The sequence below is a fragment of the Pseudomonas sp. CH235 genome (genome assembly GCF_004368175.1).
In the GTDB taxonomy this organism is placed as follows: Bacteria; Pseudomonadota; Gammaproteobacteria; order Pseudomonadales; family Pseudomonadaceae; genus Aquipseudomonas; species Aquipseudomonas paraglycinae.
This window is the reverse complement of the sequence record NZ_RRZJ01000009.1, coordinates 22,996-39,363: the sequence shown is the minus strand read 5'-3', so window position 1 is coordinate 39,363 and position 16,368 is coordinate 22,996. Positions and strand designations below refer to the sequence as shown.

Sequence of the window (16,368 nt, the reverse complement as noted above, 5' to 3'; positions counted from 1 at the left end):
GCGCAGGGGTCACGAATCAGCCTTTGAAATCGGCGCTGGCGTAAGCCGCCAGTTTGCTCTGGATGAAATCCAGGAAACACTGGATGCGCAGCGCCAGTTGCGAGTTGCGGTAGTACACCGCGTTGATCGGCTGGCGATAACCGCTGTTGAATTCCGCCAGCAACACCTTGAGGCGCCTGGCGCGAATGTCGTCGATGGTCATGAAGTGCGAGAGGCAGGCAATGCCCTGGCCTTCCAGCGCGAGATGGCGAACCGTCTCGCCGCTGGAGGCGCTGATCGCCGGAGTGATCGGCCAGCGGTCGCCGTGCACGTAACGCAGCGGCCACTGGTTGAGGCCTTCGTTCTGGGTGAAGCCGAGCAAGGTGTGTTCATTGAGATCGGCCACTTCCAGCGGTGCACCGTGTTTTTCCACATACGCAGGACTGGCGACGATCAACAGCGGACTGCAACCCAGCGAGCGGGCATGCAACGTCGAATCGGCGAGGGTGCCGATACGGATGGCGACGTCGGTGCTTTGTTCCAGCAGGTCAATGATCAGGTCATTGCTGTTGAGTTCGAGCTGGATGTCCGGGTACAGCCGACGGAATTCGTCGATGTACGGCACGACGGCGTGGAGCATGAACGGCGACGCGGCGTTGATCCGCAGTCGCCCTGATGGCGTCTGCTGGCGCGAAGACAGGCGCTCTTCGAGCTGGTCCATCTGGTCGAGGATCAGCTTGGCCTGTTCGAAGAAATACTTGCCCTCCTCGGTCAGGTCCATGCGCCGTGTGGTGCGGTTGATCAGCGTGGTGTCGAGCTTGGCTTCCAGCCGCGACAGCGTGCGGCTGACCGCCGACGGCGTCTGTCCGACCTGCTCGGCGGCGGCGGAGATCGAACCGCATTCGATCACGCAGACGAAAATCTGCAACTCATCGGATCTGGCTTTCACGGGTGTCCTCGAATCGAAAGGCCTGCTGCGCAAGCTCAGGCCTTCGATAGTAGCCGAGCGTCAGGCCTTGAGGCCAAACACCTCGGTCAGATGCTGCTCGTAACGCGCCACATCCGCTTCGATGTTCGGGCGTTTCATCACGTCCACACAGAGGAACGTCGGCAGGCCGGTCATACCGAGGAACTCGTTGGCCTTGTGGAACGGGAAGTACACGGCGTCCACGCCTTTGGCTTCGAAGAAGTCGGTCGGGTCATCGAACGCCTGCTGTGGTGCGTTCCAGGTCAGCGACAGCATGTACTGCTTGCCGTGGATCAGACCGCCGCTGCCGTACTTCTGCGACGAATCGGAACGGGTGCGACCGTCGCTGGCGTAGAGGCTGCCGTGGCCTTCGGTAAAGACTTCGTCGATGTACTTTTTCACGGTCCACGGTGCGCCCATCCACCAGCCCGGCATCTGATAAATGATCACGTCGGCCCAGAGGAATTTGGCAACCTCTTCGGCGACGTCGTAGCCCTCGTCGATGAAGGTGGTCTTGACGTCGACACCGCCGCGATCCAGCACGCTCAGCGCGGCTTCGTGCAGGGTGGTGTTGTAGCGACCGTCGGAGTGGGCGAATTTTTTACCGCCATTGAGCAACAGCACTTTTTTCATGGTAGAGCCTCGATCGGATTCCGATGCGCAGCGCAGAGCGCTGGATGGAGAAGGGGAAAAATGGAATGGCGGCAGATTAGCGATCCGCCTCGCGCGGAATAAGCACCGGTCGCGCAAAATTCATTTGAGTAAAACGCACGAATCGATTGCCGATTGTTGCCGTAGGATTGGCCGCCATCTGAATCTGAGGAGTTTTTTGCGATGAGCGAACGCCAGGGTTTCATCCTGCACGCCAAGACCCGCCCGGAAAAAGCCGAGGCTTTCGAAGCGTTTTTCCGCGCCTACGTCGAACCGAGCCGCGCCGAACCCGGCTGCATCGAGTACCACATGCTGCGCGACAAGGAAGACCCGAGCCTGTTCATTTTCTACGAGATCTGGGAAAGCCAGGCGCATCTGGACGTGCACTCGAACCTGCCGCACATGCAGCAGTTTCTGGCCCAGCGCATGGAGTATCTGGAGCGTGATTTCGATATCCGCCCGATTGAAATGCTCAGCGCCTCGTCCGCTAACCGCTGACCAGCAGATGGGCGCCGAGCGCGCCCAGACCGATGAAGAACACCCGCCTGAACAGCACGGCGCTGATGCGCTGTCGCAGCCATTGCCCGAGCCACATGCCGAGCACTGCCGGGATCAGCGCCAGCAGTGAGGCGCTCAGTTCTGCGCCGCCAAGTGAGCCGCGCCAGAGCAACCCACCGGCCAGCGCCAGAGTCGACACGGTGAAGGACAGGCCCAGCGCCTGCACCAGTTCATCGCGGCTCAAGCCCAGGGCCTGCATGTACGGAACGGCGGGAATCACGAACACACCAGTAGCCGAAGTGATGACGCCGGTGATCACGCCACACAGCGGGCCGAGCCACGTTTCATGGCGGCGACTGACACTCAGCGTCGGCAGAAACAATCCACTCAGCGCATAGAGCAACAGCGCCGCGCCGAGCCCGCGCACCACCCAATGCCCGCCGGCCATGCCGATCCACAAAGTGCCGACCGCCGTGCCGAAGAAGATCGCCAGCAGCATAGGCCACAGCCGTTTCACCAGCCCCTGCAAATGCCCGCCGAACGCCAATTGCCAGACGTTGGTGAGCGTCGCCGGGATGATCAGCAACGCCGCAGCCTGCGACGGTGCCATAGCCAGACCGAGCAAACCCATGGCGACGGTGGGCAGGCCGAGACCGATCACGCCCTTGATCATGCCGGCGACGACGAAGGTCGCAATCACCAGCAATGAAAGGGCCAGACCGAGGTTTTGATAGAAATCTGCGAGTGCGTTCATGGCGATACTGTGCGCCTGCGCGGATGAACTGAAAATCTGTCATACACTGAGGCAGCCTCTCTCTCAGCAAGAGCCACGCGTCATGCACTTCGACCTCACCGACCTGCGCCTGTACCTGCACATCCTCGACAGCGGCAACATCACCGCCGGCGCCGCCCGCAGCCATCTGTCGCTGGCGGCGGCCAGTGCGCGGATTCGGGCGATGGAAGCGTCGCTGGGCACCGAGTTTCTTGAGCGCGGGCGCCGTGGTGTCACGCCGACGCCGGCCGGCAAAGCCCTGGCGCAACATGCGCGGGTGTTGCTGCAACAGGCCGAACGCCTGCAACAGGATCTGGCCGAGTACGCCCGCGGCGTCAAAGGTCAGGTGCGGTTGCTGTGCAACACCACGGCGCTCAGCGAATACCTGCCGGAGGTGCTGGCGGATTTCCTGCGTAAGCATCCCAATCTCGACATCGATCTGCAGGAACTGCCCAGCGCCCGCATCACGCATGCCTTGCGTCAGGGCGCAGCGGATCTGAGCATTGTCTCCGACGCGATCGACACCACCGACTTGCAGACCCGAGCCTTTCGCGATGATCCGCTGGTGCTGATTCTGCCGCTGGAACATCCGCTGTCTTACGCGACCGAAGTCAGTTTCAGCGACGCTCTGCGCCATGACTTCGTCGGGCTGCAAGCCGACAGCGCTTTGGCGATTTACCTGGAAGAGCAGGCGCTGCACAACGGCTCGCGGATGCAGATCCGCATCCGTGCTGATGGTTTCGACGGCGTGATGCGCATGGTGGCCCGAGGTGCCGGGCTGGGCATCGTGCCGCTGGCGGCGGTTCAGCGCGCTGCGCCGCAAGCCTTCAAGACCTTGCCGATGAATGAAGGCTGGGCCAGGCGCAAACTGTTGCTGTGCGCCCGCGACTTCACTGCCCTCCCCGCCTATGCCCGCGCCTTGCTCGACGCCTTGACTCTGCCCTGAGGGGCAGACTTTACCCTTGGGGTTTCTTCTTCAAGGACAGTGATTATGGGCAAGCGGATTCTGCTGATTCTCGGCCATCCATCCAGCGAAAGTTTCTGCGCGGCACTGGCCGGACGCTACACAAAATCGGCCCGCGAGGCCGGGCACGAAGTGCGGGAAATCGCCCTCGGCCAACTCGATTTCGACCCGATCCTGCGCGAAGGTTACCGTCAGGTTCAAACCCTTGAAGCGGATCTGCTCCAGGCTCAGGCCGACCTGCTGTGGGCCGAACACCTGACGCTGGTCTACCCGATCTGGTGGGGCGGGATTCCGGCGCTGCTCAAAGGCTTTTTCGACCGGGTCCTGCTTCCCGGTTTCGCTTTCAAATACCGCGAGGGCAAAGCGTTTCCCGACAAACTCCTGCACGGTCGCAGCGCCCATTTGCTGGTCACCATGGACACGCCGCCCTGGTATTACCGCTGGATCTATCGCATGCCCGGCTTGCATGAAGTGCGCAGGAACACACTGGCGTTCTGCGGGATCGAACCGCGCCGGACGCTGACCTTCGGGCCAGTGCTCGGCGCCAGCGACCATCAACGCGAAACCTGGCTGAAGCAGGCCGGATCGATTGCCCGCCATTGAGTTTTCCGCTATTGGTGCGTGAGCCCGCTGACGGAGAAAAGGGATTTGCACATGTACATCGGCCAGGCCGCACAGCGTTCGGGAACCACGATCAAGACCATCCGCCATTACGAGTCGATCGGCCTGCTGCCCGAGGCCCGGCGCCAGGGCAAATACCGGGTTTACGACCCGCAGACGGTCGAACTGCTGAGCTTTATCAAATGCGCGCAGGCGCTGGGTTTTCGCCTCAGGGAATTGCAGGCGATCTTTGCCGGCCAGCCCGAACTGACGCCTTATGAAAAAGCCCGCCGCGCGATTGCCGGCAAGCAACAGGAGATCGCGGCGCAGCTGTTGAAACTCAGCCGACAGCAAGAGGAATTGAGCGCGCTGGAGGCAAGTCTTGAACACGCGCAACAGCAATGCCTGTCGAGCGTATCGACCGCAAAATAAGCACAAGGAATAGCTTGCAAGGTACGCATACATACGTACTATATCGCCAGAGCGAACGTGTTGCCCGATACCCGTTTTCGCACAACGACAACGGACAAGGAAGAACGGATCGGCTCCATTAAACCTACATGGAATGAGGTGACGCGATGGTTGATTCAACGGAGTTTCGTAATGCAATGGCGATGCTGGGGAGTGCCGTCACCATCGTCACGACCGATGGCCCTGCGGGGCGATTCGGCTTTACTGCATCGGCGGTGTGCAGCGTGACGGATTCACCGCCCACGCTGCTGGTGTGCGTCAATCGCTCGTCGTCCAATCACGAGCATTTCAAGACCAATGGCGTGCTGTGCGTGAACGTCCTGACCGGCGATCACCAGTCTACCTCCGGTGCGTTTGCCAATCGGCAGTTGAGCATGCAGGAACGTTTTTCCAGCGTGAATTGCCAGACCCTCAAGACCGGTTCGCCGGTGATCGAAGAGGCGCTGGTCAGCCTCGATTGCCGGGTCAGCAAGGTCGACGAGGTTGGCACCCACAGCATCTTCTACTGTGAAATCCTCGAACTGCAGCAGCACAGCGAGGCCACGGAAGGCCTGGTCTATTTCAACCGCAGTTACTACCGTCTGAACGACGAACTGCGCCTGGCACCCGAGCAGTGATCCAGACACCCGCCGGCCTCGGCTGACGCTGGTTGGCGGGTCATGACAGGGATGTAACCATGCTATTCAATGAAGACAACTTCGCGGATATCGACCTGAACCTGATCATCATTTTCCTGGTGCTGTTCCGCGAACGCAGCGTGTCACGCACGGCCGAGCGCCTGCACGTCAAACAACCCGCCATCAGCGGATCGCTGGCACGGTTGCGCAAGCGGTTCGATGATCCGTTATTTCTGCGCTCTTCGAGAACCATGCGCCCGACCTCGAAAGCCGAGCAACTGGCGCAAGCACTGACGCCGGCAATCAAGCAGATCGAAGCGGTGATCCGGCTCTGAAAAACAGGCGAAAAAAAACCTGCAGGCGTGAACGCCCGCAGGTTTTTTTTCATCAGGCCGACTTGAGCGCCTGAGCGTATTCAACCCGTGCCCAGAACGCCGGCAAAAAGCACTCGCTGACCAGCAGCGCCGAGCCATTGCGGGTAAAACGCGAACGCCGGGCCAACAGACGTTCGGCTTGCGGCGCGTAGCGATAGGACAGCGCGGCCAACGGCGCACCGGGCGGCAGCAAGGCACATTGGAAAGGCTCGCGCAGGGTCTGCTCCGACGTGTAGAGAATCTCGGCCAGAGGTCGACGGCCATAACCGTTCAGATCCGCCCAGTCGCCATTCAGTGCCGGCACGCTGGTCAGGCTGCGCGCGGTGACGCAGGCCTCGCCGTCGAGCTTCATCACCACTTCGCGCACCCAGCCGATGGTCGCCAGCGGAACGTTCAGCGCTTGTGCTTCTTCAGGATTGAGTGGGCCATGGGACTGCTCGACGACTTCGATTGAATAGTCGCCCATGGCTTTCAGGCGCGGGGTCAAGGCCCCGGGCAAAAACAGCCAGTGATGCTCGGAGCCGGTCAATTCCGACAGCGGTCGCGATGACCAGTAATGACTTGTATCCATACCCGCTCACACCTTCCTGGTGATGGTGAATTGTTGGTTGCCGTGGAAGGCCAACCCTTCACCGGCGGTGTCTGTCACTCGGCTCCGTTTTCTTCGGTCACTTCGTGTTTGCTGATGACGCTGATGGTCTGTTCATCGGTCTTGACCGCCGCCAGCAGCGAGTCGAGCAATCCCGGAAAACGCACGTCCATGTCTTCACGACGCAAGGACAGCAGGTTTTCCCGACCGTAAGGGCGCTGCCAAATCAGACCGCTGTCGCGCAGAACCCGCCAGTGGTGAGTCATGGTCGACTTCGATGCGCCCTTGAGGATCCGGCCGCACGGATGTTCCTGGCCATCGGACAACACTTTCAACACGGTCAGGCGTAGCGGGCTTCCCAATGCGTTCAGCACATTTTCCAGAAGGATCTGATCCTGATTGGGATGATTCGGGACGTTCATAGGTAGGTACCCTTGATGATATAGGCGGGAAAAATCCGGCTTGTATTCGTCTATACGAGAACAGTAAGACTATACACAAGATGTTTTTTCCCCGCGACAGCCGCCCCGGAGGCGGCGTCCCGCAAAACAACTACAAATCGCTGCTCTGCGCTGTCTCCAGCGCGGGCGCCTGGAACCCGCCGCCCAGCGCTGCCATCAACGAAACCGAACTGTCGATGTGCTTGCTGTTGAGGAAGGCCAGGCGCATTTCGTCCTGAATCAATTGTTGCTCGATGTTAAGCGCATCGAGGAACGTGTCCTCCCCGGCCTTGTAGCGCGACTGCGACAGATCGTAAGACGACTGCGCAATCGAACAGGCATCGCGCTGCACGACGATCTGCTGCTCGAACGAACGCAACTGCGTCACCGAAATCGCCACCTCGTGCAGGGCCGAATTCAGCACCCGGTTGTACTGCGCGATGGAGCTGTCGAGTTCGGCATTGCCGGCCTTGAGATCCGAGCGCAGGCGCCCGGCATCGAAGATCGGCAGCGACACCGTCGGCGCCACATTCCAGAACTTGCTGACCCCGGCGAACAGCGCATCTCCCGTCAATGCATGAGAACCCGCCGCCGCCACCAGATTGATGTTCGGGTAGAACGTGGTCTTCACCGCCTCGACGTTTTTAGTCTCGGCCTCCACGCGCCAACGTGCGGCGACGAGGTCCGGACGACGGCCCAACAACTGGGCTGGCAACTGCGCCGGCAAGGCCACCACACTGGCTTGCAGATTCGATGGGCGCTCGAGCGTGTGCGCACGATCAACGCCTTTGCCGATCAGCGCCGACAACTGGAGACGAGCAATTTCAATGTCTTCGTTGGCGCCGATCAGGGTCGATTCCGAACGCGCCTTGAGGCTTTGCACCTGCTTGAGTTGCGACAGGTTGTCGAGGCCCGAGCCGTAACGTGAATCCGTCAGGTCCACCAGTTTGCTCAGGCGCTCGAGATCCCGTTGATTGAGCTCCGAGACCTGCCACGCATACGCCAACTGGTTGTAAGCCTTGACCACGTTGACCGCCAGAATGAGCCGCGACGATTGCAGATCGACTTCCGCCGCTCGTGCGCTGTTGAGCGCCGACTCCCACGCGGCACGCTGGCCACCCCAGAGGTCGAAGGTGTAGCCGAAATTGACCGCCAGATTGCGTGCGGTGAAATACTTGTGGCCCTCGCCGCTGTAGTCCTCAAAGCGCGACAGCCGACCGCGAGTGACACCCGCCGACGCGTCCATTTCCGGATAACGCTCGGCGTCGCGCAGGTCGAGAAATGCGTTGGCTTTCGCGACCCGGGCAGCGACTTCCTGCAAGTCCGGGTTGCTGGCGTAAGCCTCTTCGATAAGAGCACCTAGACGTGGATCACCCAGCGATGTCCACCAGTCCGCACGCGGCCATTGGGCCGGCGGCAATTTGTCTTTCAGGCTGTCGGACGGCGCATCGCCGACCGCCAGCAATTTGCCCTGATGATCGATCCCGGCGTAGTTCACACAACCGGCCGCCAACAGGATGGACGCCGCCAGCGGCGCCAGCATCAAACGTGTAATCGAATGCATGTCACGTCCTCACAGGATGGGTTGCGGCACGCCGGCCGGCTCGGCTTCGGGTGCGTGGCTCGGCTGCTTGATCGAACTGAGCAGCGTGTACACCGACGGCAGAATGAACAGGGTGAACAAGGTGCCGATCAGCATCCCCACCACAATCACCAGGCCCAGGCCGAAGCGGCTGTTGGCGCCGGCACCGCTGGCGAACAACAGCGGCGCGAGGCCGACCACCATCGCCGCAGTGGTCATCAGGATCGGCCGCAGACGCACCTGCGCGGCGTGCTGGATCGCTTGCACGCGGTCCATGCCTTGCTGGCGCTGCAACTCGTTGGCGAACGCAACCATCAGGATCCCGTGCTTGCTGATCAGACCGATCAGCGTGATCAGGCCGATCTGGGTGTAGATGTTCATCGAGGTCATGCCCAGCGCCAGCGGCACCAGGGCCCCGCAGATCGACAGCGGCACGCTGATCAGAATGATGAACGGGTCGCGGAAGCTCTCGTATTGCACGCTCAGCACCAGGTAGATGATCACCAGGGCCAGGCCGAAGGTGAACGCCAGGCTGTTGCCTTCCTGCACGTATTGGCGGGCGTCCGACTGCCAGTCGAAACTGAAGCCGGCCGGGAAGCCTTCCGATTGTTTTTGCAGGAAGCCCACCGCATCACCCAGGGTCACGCCCGGCGCCGGAATGGCCTGGAACGTGGCGGAGTTCTGCTGGTTGAACTGGGTCAGGCGATTCGGCTCGACCTTGACGCTGAGGGTGGCCAGTGTCGACAGCGGGACCGGATTGCCCTTCTGATCCTTCACGTAATACAGCTTCAGGGTTTCCGGGGTCAGGCGATCCGCCGACACCGACTGCGGAATCACGTCATAGGAACGGCCGTGGAACGAGAACCGGTTGACGTACTTCTCGCCGATCAGGCTGTTCAGCGTTTCGCCAATGTCCTGCATGCGGATGCCCAGAGCGTTGGCCTTGGCCCGGTCGACCTGGATTTCCACCACCGGGTTGTTGAAGTCCAGATCACTGTCGACCACCGCGAACAGACCGCTGGCTTGCGCCGCCTGCTTGAGCTGATCCATCACGTTGTACAGCGCCAGATATTCCTGATCGCTGCGGATCACCATCTGCACCGGCAGTCCACCGGTAGAGCCCGGCAACGGCGGCATCTGGAACACGAAAATGCTCGTGCCTTCGATCTGGTTCACCCGCGCCTGCAAGTCAGGCTGGATGGTGTTGGCATCGCGGCCGCGTTTTTCCCAGTCCACCAGGTTGATCCCGCCGACGCTGTTGGACAGACCGTCGGAACCGTTCGCCACCCAGTTGCTGTAACCCTCGGGGATTTCGTTGAAGGTCTTGTACAGCTCGTGTGCGTAGGCTTCGAGGTAGTTCAGGTTGGCGTGCTGTGGTGCCTTGATCGCGGTCAGCAGGATGTTCTGGTCTTCCAGCGGCGCCAGTTCGGTCTGCGCCGAGCGATAGAGGAACGGCAGGCTGAAGAAGATCACCAGCGCCACGCTCAGGCTGATCCAGCGACGCGCCAGCGAACCGCCGAGCAGTGCGCCATAACGACGGGACAGGTACTGGAAGAACCGATCTGCCTTCACCGCCATGAAACCTTCGCTGGTTTTCGCGTCCAGCAAGCGGGTACTCATGATCGGCGACAGGGTCAGGGCGACGATGCCGGAAATCACCACGGCGCCGGCCAGGGTCAGCGCGAACTCCTTGAACAGCGTGCCGGTGAGGCCGCCCATCAGACCGATCGGCGCGTACACCGCCGCCAGGGTGAAGGTCATCGCCACCACCGGCCCCGCCACTTCACGGGCGCCGATCAGCGCAGCGTCGAACGGCGTCTTGCCCTCTTCGATGTGACGGTGGACGTTTTCCACCACGACGATGGCGTCGTCCACCACCAACCCGATGGCGAGCACCATGGCAAGCAAGGTCAGCAGGTTGAGGCTGAAGCCGAACATCTGCATCAGCATCGCCGCGCCGAGCATCGACAGCGGGATGGTCACCAGCGGAATCAGCACGGTGCGGAACGTGCCCAGGCACAGGTAAATCACCAGCACCACGATCACCAACGCTTCGAGCAGGGTGTAGCTCACCTCGTCGATCGACGACTGAATGAAGTGCGCCACTTCGAACGGGATCTGCACGGTCACGCCCGGTGGCAGGGTTTCCTGGATCTGCGGCAGCAATTCACGCACACGTTTGACGATGACCAGCGGGTTGCCGGTCGGTGCCGCGTCCAGACCGAGGAACAGCGCCGGCACATCGCTCATCGCGCCGCTGGTGTCGGTGGAGGCGGCGTTCAACTCCACGGTGCCGACGTCACGCACACGGATGATGTGGCCGTTGTCGTTGCGCAGCACCATGTCGCGGAAATCTTCGACGCTGTTCAGGTCAGTATTGACCCGCAGGTTGCTGACCACGTACAGGCCTTTGACCTGACCCGGAGCCGCCTGAAAGTTGTTGCCCTCGATGGCCGCCGAAACGTCCTGCCCGGTCATGCCGTAACCGGCCAGACGCTGCGGGTCGAGCCACAGGCGCATGGACAGTTTCTGCTCGCCCATGATGTTGATCTTGGCCACGCCTTCGATGCCGGCGAACATCGGCTCGACGACGCGGGAGATGTAGTCGGACATCTCCGGAATGGTCAGGTTGGAGCTGGCGAACGCGACGTAGGCCACGCTGGTGAAGCCGCCGGACGTGCGTTCCACCACCGGGTCGTACGCGTCCTTCGGCAAGCGGTATTTGATCTGGTTGACCTTGGCCATGACCTCGGTCAGCGCCGCGATGGAGTCACTGTTGAGTGCCATGCGGATCGTCACCTGGCTGCGGCCCTGGGTCGAGGCCGACGACAGATAGTCGATGCCTTCGACCGAGGCCACGGCCTGGCTGATCGGCTGCGTGACGAAGCCTTGCATCAGTTCCGAAGAGGCGCCGGGGTACTGGGTCGTGACCGTGATGGTCGACGTCTCCAGCATCGGGTACTGGCGGATCGGCAGGTTCATCAGCGCGCGCACCCCGAACAGCAGGATCAGCGTGCTGACCACCACGGCCAGCACCGGGCGGCGAAGAAAGAGGTCGGTGAAATTCATTTTTCCAGCCCACTGAGTTTAAGAGCAATCGTGTCCGGCACGCCTTCCACCGCCACGCCGTCGTGGAGCTTGAGCTGGCCGGACGTCACCACTTGCACGCCTTCGGTCAGGCCCTTGTCGACCACCGCCCAGCCATCGCGGCGCTCGCCGACCTTGATGCTTTCGCGCTTGACCTTCTGCACGCCGGCCTCGTCGGTGTAGACCGAGAACACGCTTTCGCCGTAGGCGTTGTAGGTGATCGCGGTTTCCGGAATCAGCAGCTCGGCGGTCTGCGGAAGGGTCACCGAGACCCGTGCATACATGCCGGGACGCAGGCGTTTTTGCGTGTCGGTGATGACCGCTTGCACGTTGATGGTGTGGGACTGGTTGATCTGCGGATCGACCGCGACGATCTTGCCGGCGAAGGTCACATCACCCCACGCATCGACCTTGGCCTGCACGGTCTGGCCCAGTTGCACTTGCGAGCCATCGCGCTCGGCGAGGGTGAAGTTGACGCGCAGCACGCCCGGATCGGTCAGGGTTGCCACCGCGCTGCCGGCCTGCAGGTATTGGCCCAGGTGCGCCTGGCGAATGCCGAGGGTGCCGGCGAACGGCGCGCGGATATGCCGTTGAGCGATCTGCGCCTGCATGCGCTCCATGTCGCCTTTGGCCGCGTCGTATTGAGCGCGGGCACTGTCGAAGGCGCGACGGCTTTCGGCGCCGGTCTTGGCCAGTTCCTGGACCCGGGCGAACTGGGCCTTGGCCGATTCGTACTCGCCTTTCAGGCGAACCAGTTCGCCTTGCTCCGGCGCATCGTTGAGCTTGAGCAGCACTTGCCCCGCCTTCACTTCATCGCCGGACTCGAAATCGATGTCCACCACTTTGCCGCTGACTTCAGCCGACACCAGCACCTGACGCTGGGCTTCGAGTTTGCCGATGGCTTCGAGGTAGTAGGTGTACGGTTGTTTCTTGACCACGGCCAGACCGACCCGGGTGCTGGGGATCCGTTGCTCGGCCGCCGCCGGTGGCGGCGACCAGAAACGCCAGCCCAGTGCAGCAGACAACACCACCACAAGAATAATAAAGATCAGCGACTTGATAATGTTTCGAGCAAGCATGTGGCACTCCCTTGACTCTTTGCTGCGAGCACAAAAGTTTGAGTTTTAAGAAAATAAAGGTGCAACTTAAGGCGGGCGCGTTATCGATCCCTGTGAACTTTCACTTGTAAACGCGCCCGCTTTATTTATCCGCTGTTACGCCGCGGCCAGTACGTTGGTTTTATCCAGGTAATACTTGCCGATACCATGCAAGTTCAAAGGCGACAACGTGAAGTGCTTCGAACCGGTGTGAATATCGCGGAAGCAACGCTCCAGGAAGTGCGACTTGTAGACGGCTTTGGAACCGGCCATCGAGTAGATCTGGTTGACCGCATTGACCGAGTTCTCGGTCAGCACCGAGGCTGCCAGGCCGACGCGGGCGCTGACCGGTTCGCCGATGGTTTCACCCCGGTTGATGACCTGATGGATCGCATCTTCCAGCAGCAGTTGTGCGGTGTGCACCGCGGAGATGGCGCGACCGGTCTTCTCGAAGATCACCCCTTCCAGGCCCGGGTCGGTGTTCACGGCGCGGTCATTGCGGAAGTGATCGACCGCAGCCCGGGCCACGCCCAGCACGGTGGACATCGCCGCCAGGGTGCCGAACTCGTAGTAACCGGTGGCGTAGGCCCGGGTGCTGCGCGCTTCGGGGGATTGTTTGAGGGTTTCGACATCCAGCGAGAAAGACTTGTGGACGATCACGCTGGAGCACTGGAAGTGATGGCTGCCGGTGCCGCGCATGCCCAGGGTGTCCCAGGTCGGCAGGATGGTGCACTGGCTGGCGGGCACGAAGAACATCCGCACTTCCGGAGTGGTGTTGTTTTCGGTGCCTTTGACGGTGGCGGTGCAGACCAGCCAGTCGGCGTGGGCCGAGCCGCTGGCGAACGCCCATTTGCCGCTCAGCAGGTACTCGTCGCCCATCGGCAGCGCTTCGCCACCGGAGTGGATGGCGCCGATCACGAAACCGTCGCAGTGGTTGTAGATCGCTTCGGAAGTGGCTTCCGGCAGGTAATCCGACAGGCGCCCCATCGCCACTTGCACCGCAAGCTGCCAGGACAGCGAAGCGTCAAACCGGGCGAATTCCAGCAGCAGGGCCGAGGTGGTCTGGATATCGACCTGGGATCCGCCGAACGCCTTGGACACCGAGGTACGGCCAAAACCTTCCTTGAAGAATCGGGACATCACATCCTTGTGCGTCGCGTTGGTCTGCTCGCTGTAATCGCGGTGCTGAATAATCAGCGGATTCAGTGCACGCACCTTCTCGAGCCATTCATTGGATTCGGAGGGAAGGCTGTTCCATTGCATTAGATTTTTCATAACGGCTCCTAGCTATTATTTATTTACGATCAGCAGACGAAAAAACAGACAGAACTTTTTATTGTTGTTAAACCCCGATAAAAATGTACGTCTACAGTCGTACATTTGACAAGCACTATTATCAGACTTCTTTCATTTCCCAAATAAAAGAGCAATTACTGTCCGACAATAACGCGAGGCGCAAGAGGCCACGTAACTTGCGAACAAGTTACGTTGCTTGAATCTTTTGATTACTTCACGCCGGCACGCCGGTCACTGACTTTCGACAGTGAGGCCCAGTCCTGATCGGCCTGACCATGGGCCATGCCGTCCAGCAGGTTGTCCCTCAACACGCTGGCAAACGGCAGGGGCACCTGGGCCGCTTCACCGGCCTCCAGCGCCAGGCGTACATCCTTGAGACCCAGCGACAATTTGAAACCGGCCGGCTCGAATTTCTCATCGACCATCAGCTTGCCGTAGCCCTGATAGACCGGCATGGCGAACAGGGCCGAGGTGATCATCTCGATGAACGCCTCGCGACTGATACCGTAGCCGCCGGCCAGGGTCGAGGCTTCGGCCATGGATTCGATTGCCGAGGCGATCATCAGATTGGCCGACAGTTTGGCGGCGCAGGCCACTTCAGCCGTGTCGCCGAGCGTCCAGGTCTTGCGCCCCAGCACATCGAACAGCGGCTGCACCCGGGCCAGTGCTTCGGCGGGCCCGGAGGCGAGAATATTCAGATTGCCGGCAGCCGCCACATCGACCCGCCCCAGCACCGGTGCCGACACGTAACCGACGCCGCGTGTTTCATGCACGGTCGCCAGTTCCCTGGCCAGCGACACGGACACCGTGGACATGTTGACGTGAACGCTGCCGGCCCGCAGACCGTCCAGCGCCTTGGCGTCGAAGAACACCGAGCGGATTGCCGTGTCATCGCCGAGCATGGAAATCAGCACCTCGGCCTTCGCCGCCAGCGCCGGTGTCTCGACAGGTTCGGCGCCGGCCTTGGCCAGTGCTTCCAGCGGTGCCGACGAACGATTCCACACGCGGACCCGATGCCCGGCTTTCAGCAGGTTCAGCACCATCGGTGCGCCCATCGTGCCCAGACCGATAAATCCCAGTTCCATATCGCGTTCCTCTCTCGATGAGGTGTTCAAAGCCGTTCAGACGATGATGCAGAATTGCGATTGTACGTGTACAGGCGTACATTTCAAGTGCCGCGATGATTCATTCTTCGCGGCAAGGGTTTCAAACACACCTTTACCCAAGGCAAGGAGGCTTTATGCAATTCGGGATCTACACCGTTGGCGACGTCACACAAGACCCTACCAACGCCCGTACCCCCAGCGAATCCGAGCGCATCCAGGCCACCCTGCAAATTGCGCAGAAGGCCGAAGACATCGGACTGGACGTGTTCGCCACCGGCGAGCACCACAATCCCCCGTTCATCACCTCCTCTCCCACCACGCTGCTGGCCTACATCGCAGCCAAGACCCAACGCATCATTCTCTCGACGTCTACCACCCTGATCAGCACCAACGATCCGGTGCGTCTGGCCGAAGAATATTCGCTGCTGCAAAACCTCTGCGGCGGCCGTATGGACCTGATGCTCGGCCGGGGCAACACCGCGCCGGTCTATCCCTGGTTCGGCAAGAGCATCGCCGACGGTCTGCCACTGGCGATGGAAAACTATCGCCTGCTGCACCGGCTCTGGCGCGAAGAAGACCTCAACTGGAGTGGACGCTTTCGCACTCCGCTGAAAAACTTCACCTCGATCCCGAGGCCCCTCGATGACCTGCCGCCCTTCGTCTGGCACGGCTCGATCCGCACCCCGGAAATCGCCGAGCAGGCCGCGTATTACGGCGACGGTTTTTTCGCCAGCCACATCCTCTGGCCCCGTGAGCATTTCATGGCGCTGGTCGAGTTCTACCGCGCGCGGTTTGCCCATTACGGTCACGGCACGCCGGAGCAGGCGATCGTCGGTCTCGGCGGGCATATTTTCATGCGTCGCAACTCGCAGGATGCACGCCGTGAATTCCGCCCCTACTTCGACAACGCCCCGGTGTATGGCCACGGTCCATCCTTGGAAGAGTTCATGGAGATGACCCCGCTGGCGGTTGGCAGCCCCCAGGAAATCATCGACAAGACCCTGACCTTCCGCGAGTACTTCGGCGACTATCAGCGCCAGCTGTTCCTGTTCGACCATGGCGGCATTCCGCTGAAGACCGTGCTGGAACAACTCGACATGTTCGGCAAGGAAGTGTTGCCGGTGCTGCGTGAAGAAACCCGCAAACGCCGCTCGCCGCTGGCGGCCGAAGCGCCGACACATGCCAATCGCCTGGCCCGGTTGCAAACCCTGTCGGCCGATCCGCACGCCACGGCCAAAGCTGCACAACTCGACAGCGTGACCGGCCACTGAACCTGTG

Annotated in this window: 17 protein-coding genes; 7 read left to right on the top strand and 10 right to left on the bottom strand. The window is 61.1% G+C overall.

The window, feature by feature from the left end:
* Positions 1-16: 16 nt before the first annotated feature.
* Both EIY71_RS12000 and EIY71_RS11995 read right to left on the bottom strand, forming a co-directional pair.
* Positions 17-928, bottom strand: coding sequence for a LysR family transcriptional regulator (locus EIY71_RS12000; RefSeq protein WP_134021797.1), 912 nt, complete (start codon positions 926-928; stop codon positions 17-19).
* Positions 929-988: 60 nt separating this feature from the next.
* Positions 989-1,579, bottom strand: coding sequence for an NAD(P)H-dependent oxidoreductase (locus EIY71_RS11995; RefSeq protein ID WP_102687324.1), 591 nt, complete (start codon positions 1,577-1,579; stop codon positions 989-991).
* Positions 1,580-1,780: 201 nt separating this feature from the next.
* Between EIY71_RS11995 and EIY71_RS11990 the strand changes: the two genes are divergently transcribed.
* Positions 1,781-2,095 (top strand): putative quinol monooxygenase, encoded by a 315-nt coding sequence (locus EIY71_RS11990; RefSeq protein WP_129972410.1) that lies wholly within the window; start codon positions 1,781-1,783, stop codon positions 2,093-2,095.
* On the opposite strand, the gene EIY71_RS11985 is transcribed toward EIY71_RS11990, so the two are convergent.
* Complete coding sequence (locus EIY71_RS11985) at positions 2,085-2,849, bottom strand: sulfite exporter TauE/SafE family protein (RefSeq protein WP_134021795.1); 765 nt, start codon at positions 2,847-2,849, stop codon at positions 2,085-2,087. The genes EIY71_RS11990 and EIY71_RS11985 overlap by 11 nt on opposite strands.
* Positions 2,850-2,931: 82 nt before the next feature.
* Between EIY71_RS11985 and EIY71_RS11980 the strand changes: the two genes are divergently transcribed.
* The 5 genes from EIY71_RS11980 to EIY71_RS11960 all read left to right on the top strand — a co-directional run bounded on the left by EIY71_RS11980 (position 2,932) and on the right by EIY71_RS11960 (position 5,854).
* Positions 2,932-3,813, top strand: a complete 882-nt coding sequence (locus EIY71_RS11980; protein WP_134021793.1) for a LysR family transcriptional regulator — start codon at positions 2,932-2,934, stop codon at positions 3,811-3,813.
* Positions 3,814-3,858: 45 nt separating this feature from the next.
* Positions 3,859-4,434 (top strand): NAD(P)H-dependent oxidoreductase, encoded by a 576-nt coding sequence (locus EIY71_RS11975; protein WP_134021791.1) that lies wholly within the window; start codon positions 3,859-3,861, stop codon positions 4,432-4,434.
* A gap of 51 nt (positions 4,435-4,485) precedes the next feature.
* A complete protein-coding gene (locus tag EIY71_RS11970; protein ID WP_134021789.1) occupies positions 4,486-4,863 on the top strand; it encodes a MerR family transcriptional regulator in 378 nt (125 codons plus the stop codon).
* 146 nt (positions 4,864-5,009) lie between these two features.
* On the top strand, positions 5,010-5,519 hold the full coding sequence (locus EIY71_RS11965) for a flavin reductase (RefSeq protein WP_007953834.1): 510 nt from the start codon (positions 5,010-5,012) through the stop codon (positions 5,517-5,519).
* 59 nt (positions 5,520-5,578) lie between these two features.
* Entirely contained in the window at positions 5,579-5,854 is a 276-nt protein-coding gene (locus EIY71_RS11960) for a LysR family transcriptional regulator (RefSeq protein ID WP_007953837.1), read from the top strand.
* A gap of 52 nt (positions 5,855-5,906) precedes the next feature.
* Here EIY71_RS11960 and EIY71_RS11955 read toward each other — a convergent pair whose 3' ends face one another.
* The 7 genes from EIY71_RS11955 to EIY71_RS11925 all read right to left on the bottom strand — a co-directional run bounded on the left by EIY71_RS11955 (position 5,907) and on the right by EIY71_RS11925 (position 15,099).
* A complete protein-coding gene (locus EIY71_RS11955; RefSeq protein ID WP_134021787.1) occupies positions 5,907-6,464 on the bottom strand; it encodes a chorismate lyase in 558 nt (185 codons plus the stop codon).
* Between the two features lie 74 nt (positions 6,465-6,538).
* Positions 6,539-6,904 carry a helix-turn-helix transcriptional regulator gene (locus tag EIY71_RS11950; protein ID WP_102687318.1) on the bottom strand — a complete coding sequence of 122 codons (366 nt, stop codon included), beginning with the start codon at positions 6,902-6,904 and terminating at the stop codon, positions 6,539-6,541.
* A gap of 130 nt (positions 6,905-7,034) precedes the next feature.
* The gene (locus tag EIY71_RS11945) at positions 7,035-8,486 is read right to left on the bottom strand and encodes an efflux transporter outer membrane subunit (RefSeq protein WP_134021785.1); all 1,452 of its coding nucleotides are present in this window, start codon (positions 8,484-8,486) and stop codon (positions 7,035-7,037) included.
* Positions 8,487-8,495: 9 nt separating this feature from the next.
* Entirely contained in the window at positions 8,496-11,573 is a 3,078-nt protein-coding gene (locus EIY71_RS11940) for a MexW/MexI family multidrug efflux RND transporter permease subunit (RefSeq protein WP_064593301.1), read from the bottom strand.
* Positions 11,570-12,670: an efflux RND transporter periplasmic adaptor subunit gene (locus EIY71_RS11935; protein WP_085607993.1), complete on the bottom strand. Its 1,101-nt coding sequence runs from the start codon at positions 12,668-12,670 to the stop codon at positions 11,570-11,572. Before EIY71_RS11935 ends, EIY71_RS11940 begins: the two co-directional genes overlap by 4 nt.
* Positions 12,671-12,805: 135 nt before the next feature.
* Complete coding sequence (locus EIY71_RS11930) at positions 12,806-13,963, bottom strand: oxidoreductase (RefSeq protein ID WP_102687314.1); 1,158 nt, start codon at positions 13,961-13,963, stop codon at positions 12,806-12,808.
* 230 nt (positions 13,964-14,193) lie between these two features.
* Positions 14,194-15,099, bottom strand: coding sequence for an NAD(P)-dependent oxidoreductase (locus EIY71_RS11925; protein ID WP_256590565.1), 906 nt, complete (start codon positions 15,097-15,099; stop codon positions 14,194-14,196).
* A 125-nt stretch (positions 15,100-15,224) separates the two neighbouring features.
* Here EIY71_RS11925 and EIY71_RS11920 point away from each other — a divergent pair, with 125 nt between their 5' ends.
* Positions 15,225-16,361: an LLM class flavin-dependent oxidoreductase gene (locus tag EIY71_RS11920; protein ID WP_085746841.1), complete on the top strand. Its 1,137-nt coding sequence runs from the start codon at positions 15,225-15,227 to the stop codon at positions 16,359-16,361.
* Positions 16,362-16,368 lie beyond the last annotated feature (7 nt).

Excerpts from the sequence above, each read along its gene's own strand:
- EIY71_RS11990 (WP_129972410.1), top strand. The coding sequence starts at position 1,781 with ATGAGCGAACGCCAGGGTTTCATCCTGCACGCCAAGACCCGCCCGGAA.
- EIY71_RS11995 (WP_102687324.1), bottom strand. The coding sequence starts at position 1,579 with ATGAAAAAAGTGCTGTTGCTCAATGGCGGTAAAAAATTCGCCCACTCC.
- EIY71_RS11985 (WP_134021795.1), bottom strand. The coding sequence starts at position 2,849 with ATGAACGCACTCGCAGATTTCTATCAAAACCTCGGTCTGGCCCTTTCA.
- EIY71_RS11935 (WP_085607993.1), bottom strand. The coding sequence starts at position 12,670 with ATGCTTGCTCGAAACATTATCAAGTCGCTGATCTTTATTATTCTTGTG.
- EIY71_RS11930 (WP_102687314.1), bottom strand. The coding sequence starts at position 13,963 with ATGAAAAATCTAATGCAATGGAACAGCCTTCCCTCCGAATCCAATGAA.
- EIY71_RS11950 (WP_102687318.1), bottom strand. The coding sequence starts at position 6,904 with ATGAACGTCCCGAATCATCCCAATCAGGATCAGATCCTTCTGGAAAAT.
- EIY71_RS11960 (WP_007953837.1), top strand. The coding sequence starts at position 5,579 with ATGCTATTCAATGAAGACAACTTCGCGGATATCGACCTGAACCTGATC.
- EIY71_RS11975 (WP_134021791.1), top strand. The coding sequence starts at position 3,859 with ATGGGCAAGCGGATTCTGCTGATTCTCGGCCATCCATCCAGCGAAAGT.
- EIY71_RS11920 (WP_085746841.1), top strand. The coding sequence starts at position 15,225 with ATGCAATTCGGGATCTACACCGTTGGCGACGTCACACAAGACCCTACC.
- EIY71_RS11945 (WP_134021785.1), bottom strand. The coding sequence starts at position 8,486 with ATGCATTCGATTACACGTTTGATGCTGGCGCCGCTGGCGGCGTCCATC.
- EIY71_RS11970 (WP_134021789.1), top strand. The coding sequence starts at position 4,486 with ATGTACATCGGCCAGGCCGCACAGCGTTCGGGAACCACGATCAAGACC.
- EIY71_RS11955 (WP_134021787.1), bottom strand. The coding sequence starts at position 6,464 with ATGGATACAAGTCATTACTGGTCATCGCGACCGCTGTCGGAATTGACC.
- EIY71_RS11980 (WP_134021793.1), top strand. The coding sequence starts at position 2,932 with ATGCACTTCGACCTCACCGACCTGCGCCTGTACCTGCACATCCTCGAC.
- EIY71_RS11965 (WP_007953834.1), top strand. The coding sequence starts at position 5,010 with ATGGTTGATTCAACGGAGTTTCGTAATGCAATGGCGATGCTGGGGAGT.
- EIY71_RS11940 (WP_064593301.1), bottom strand. The coding sequence starts at position 11,573 with ATGAATTTCACCGACCTCTTTCTTCGCCGCCCGGTGCTGGCCGTGGTG.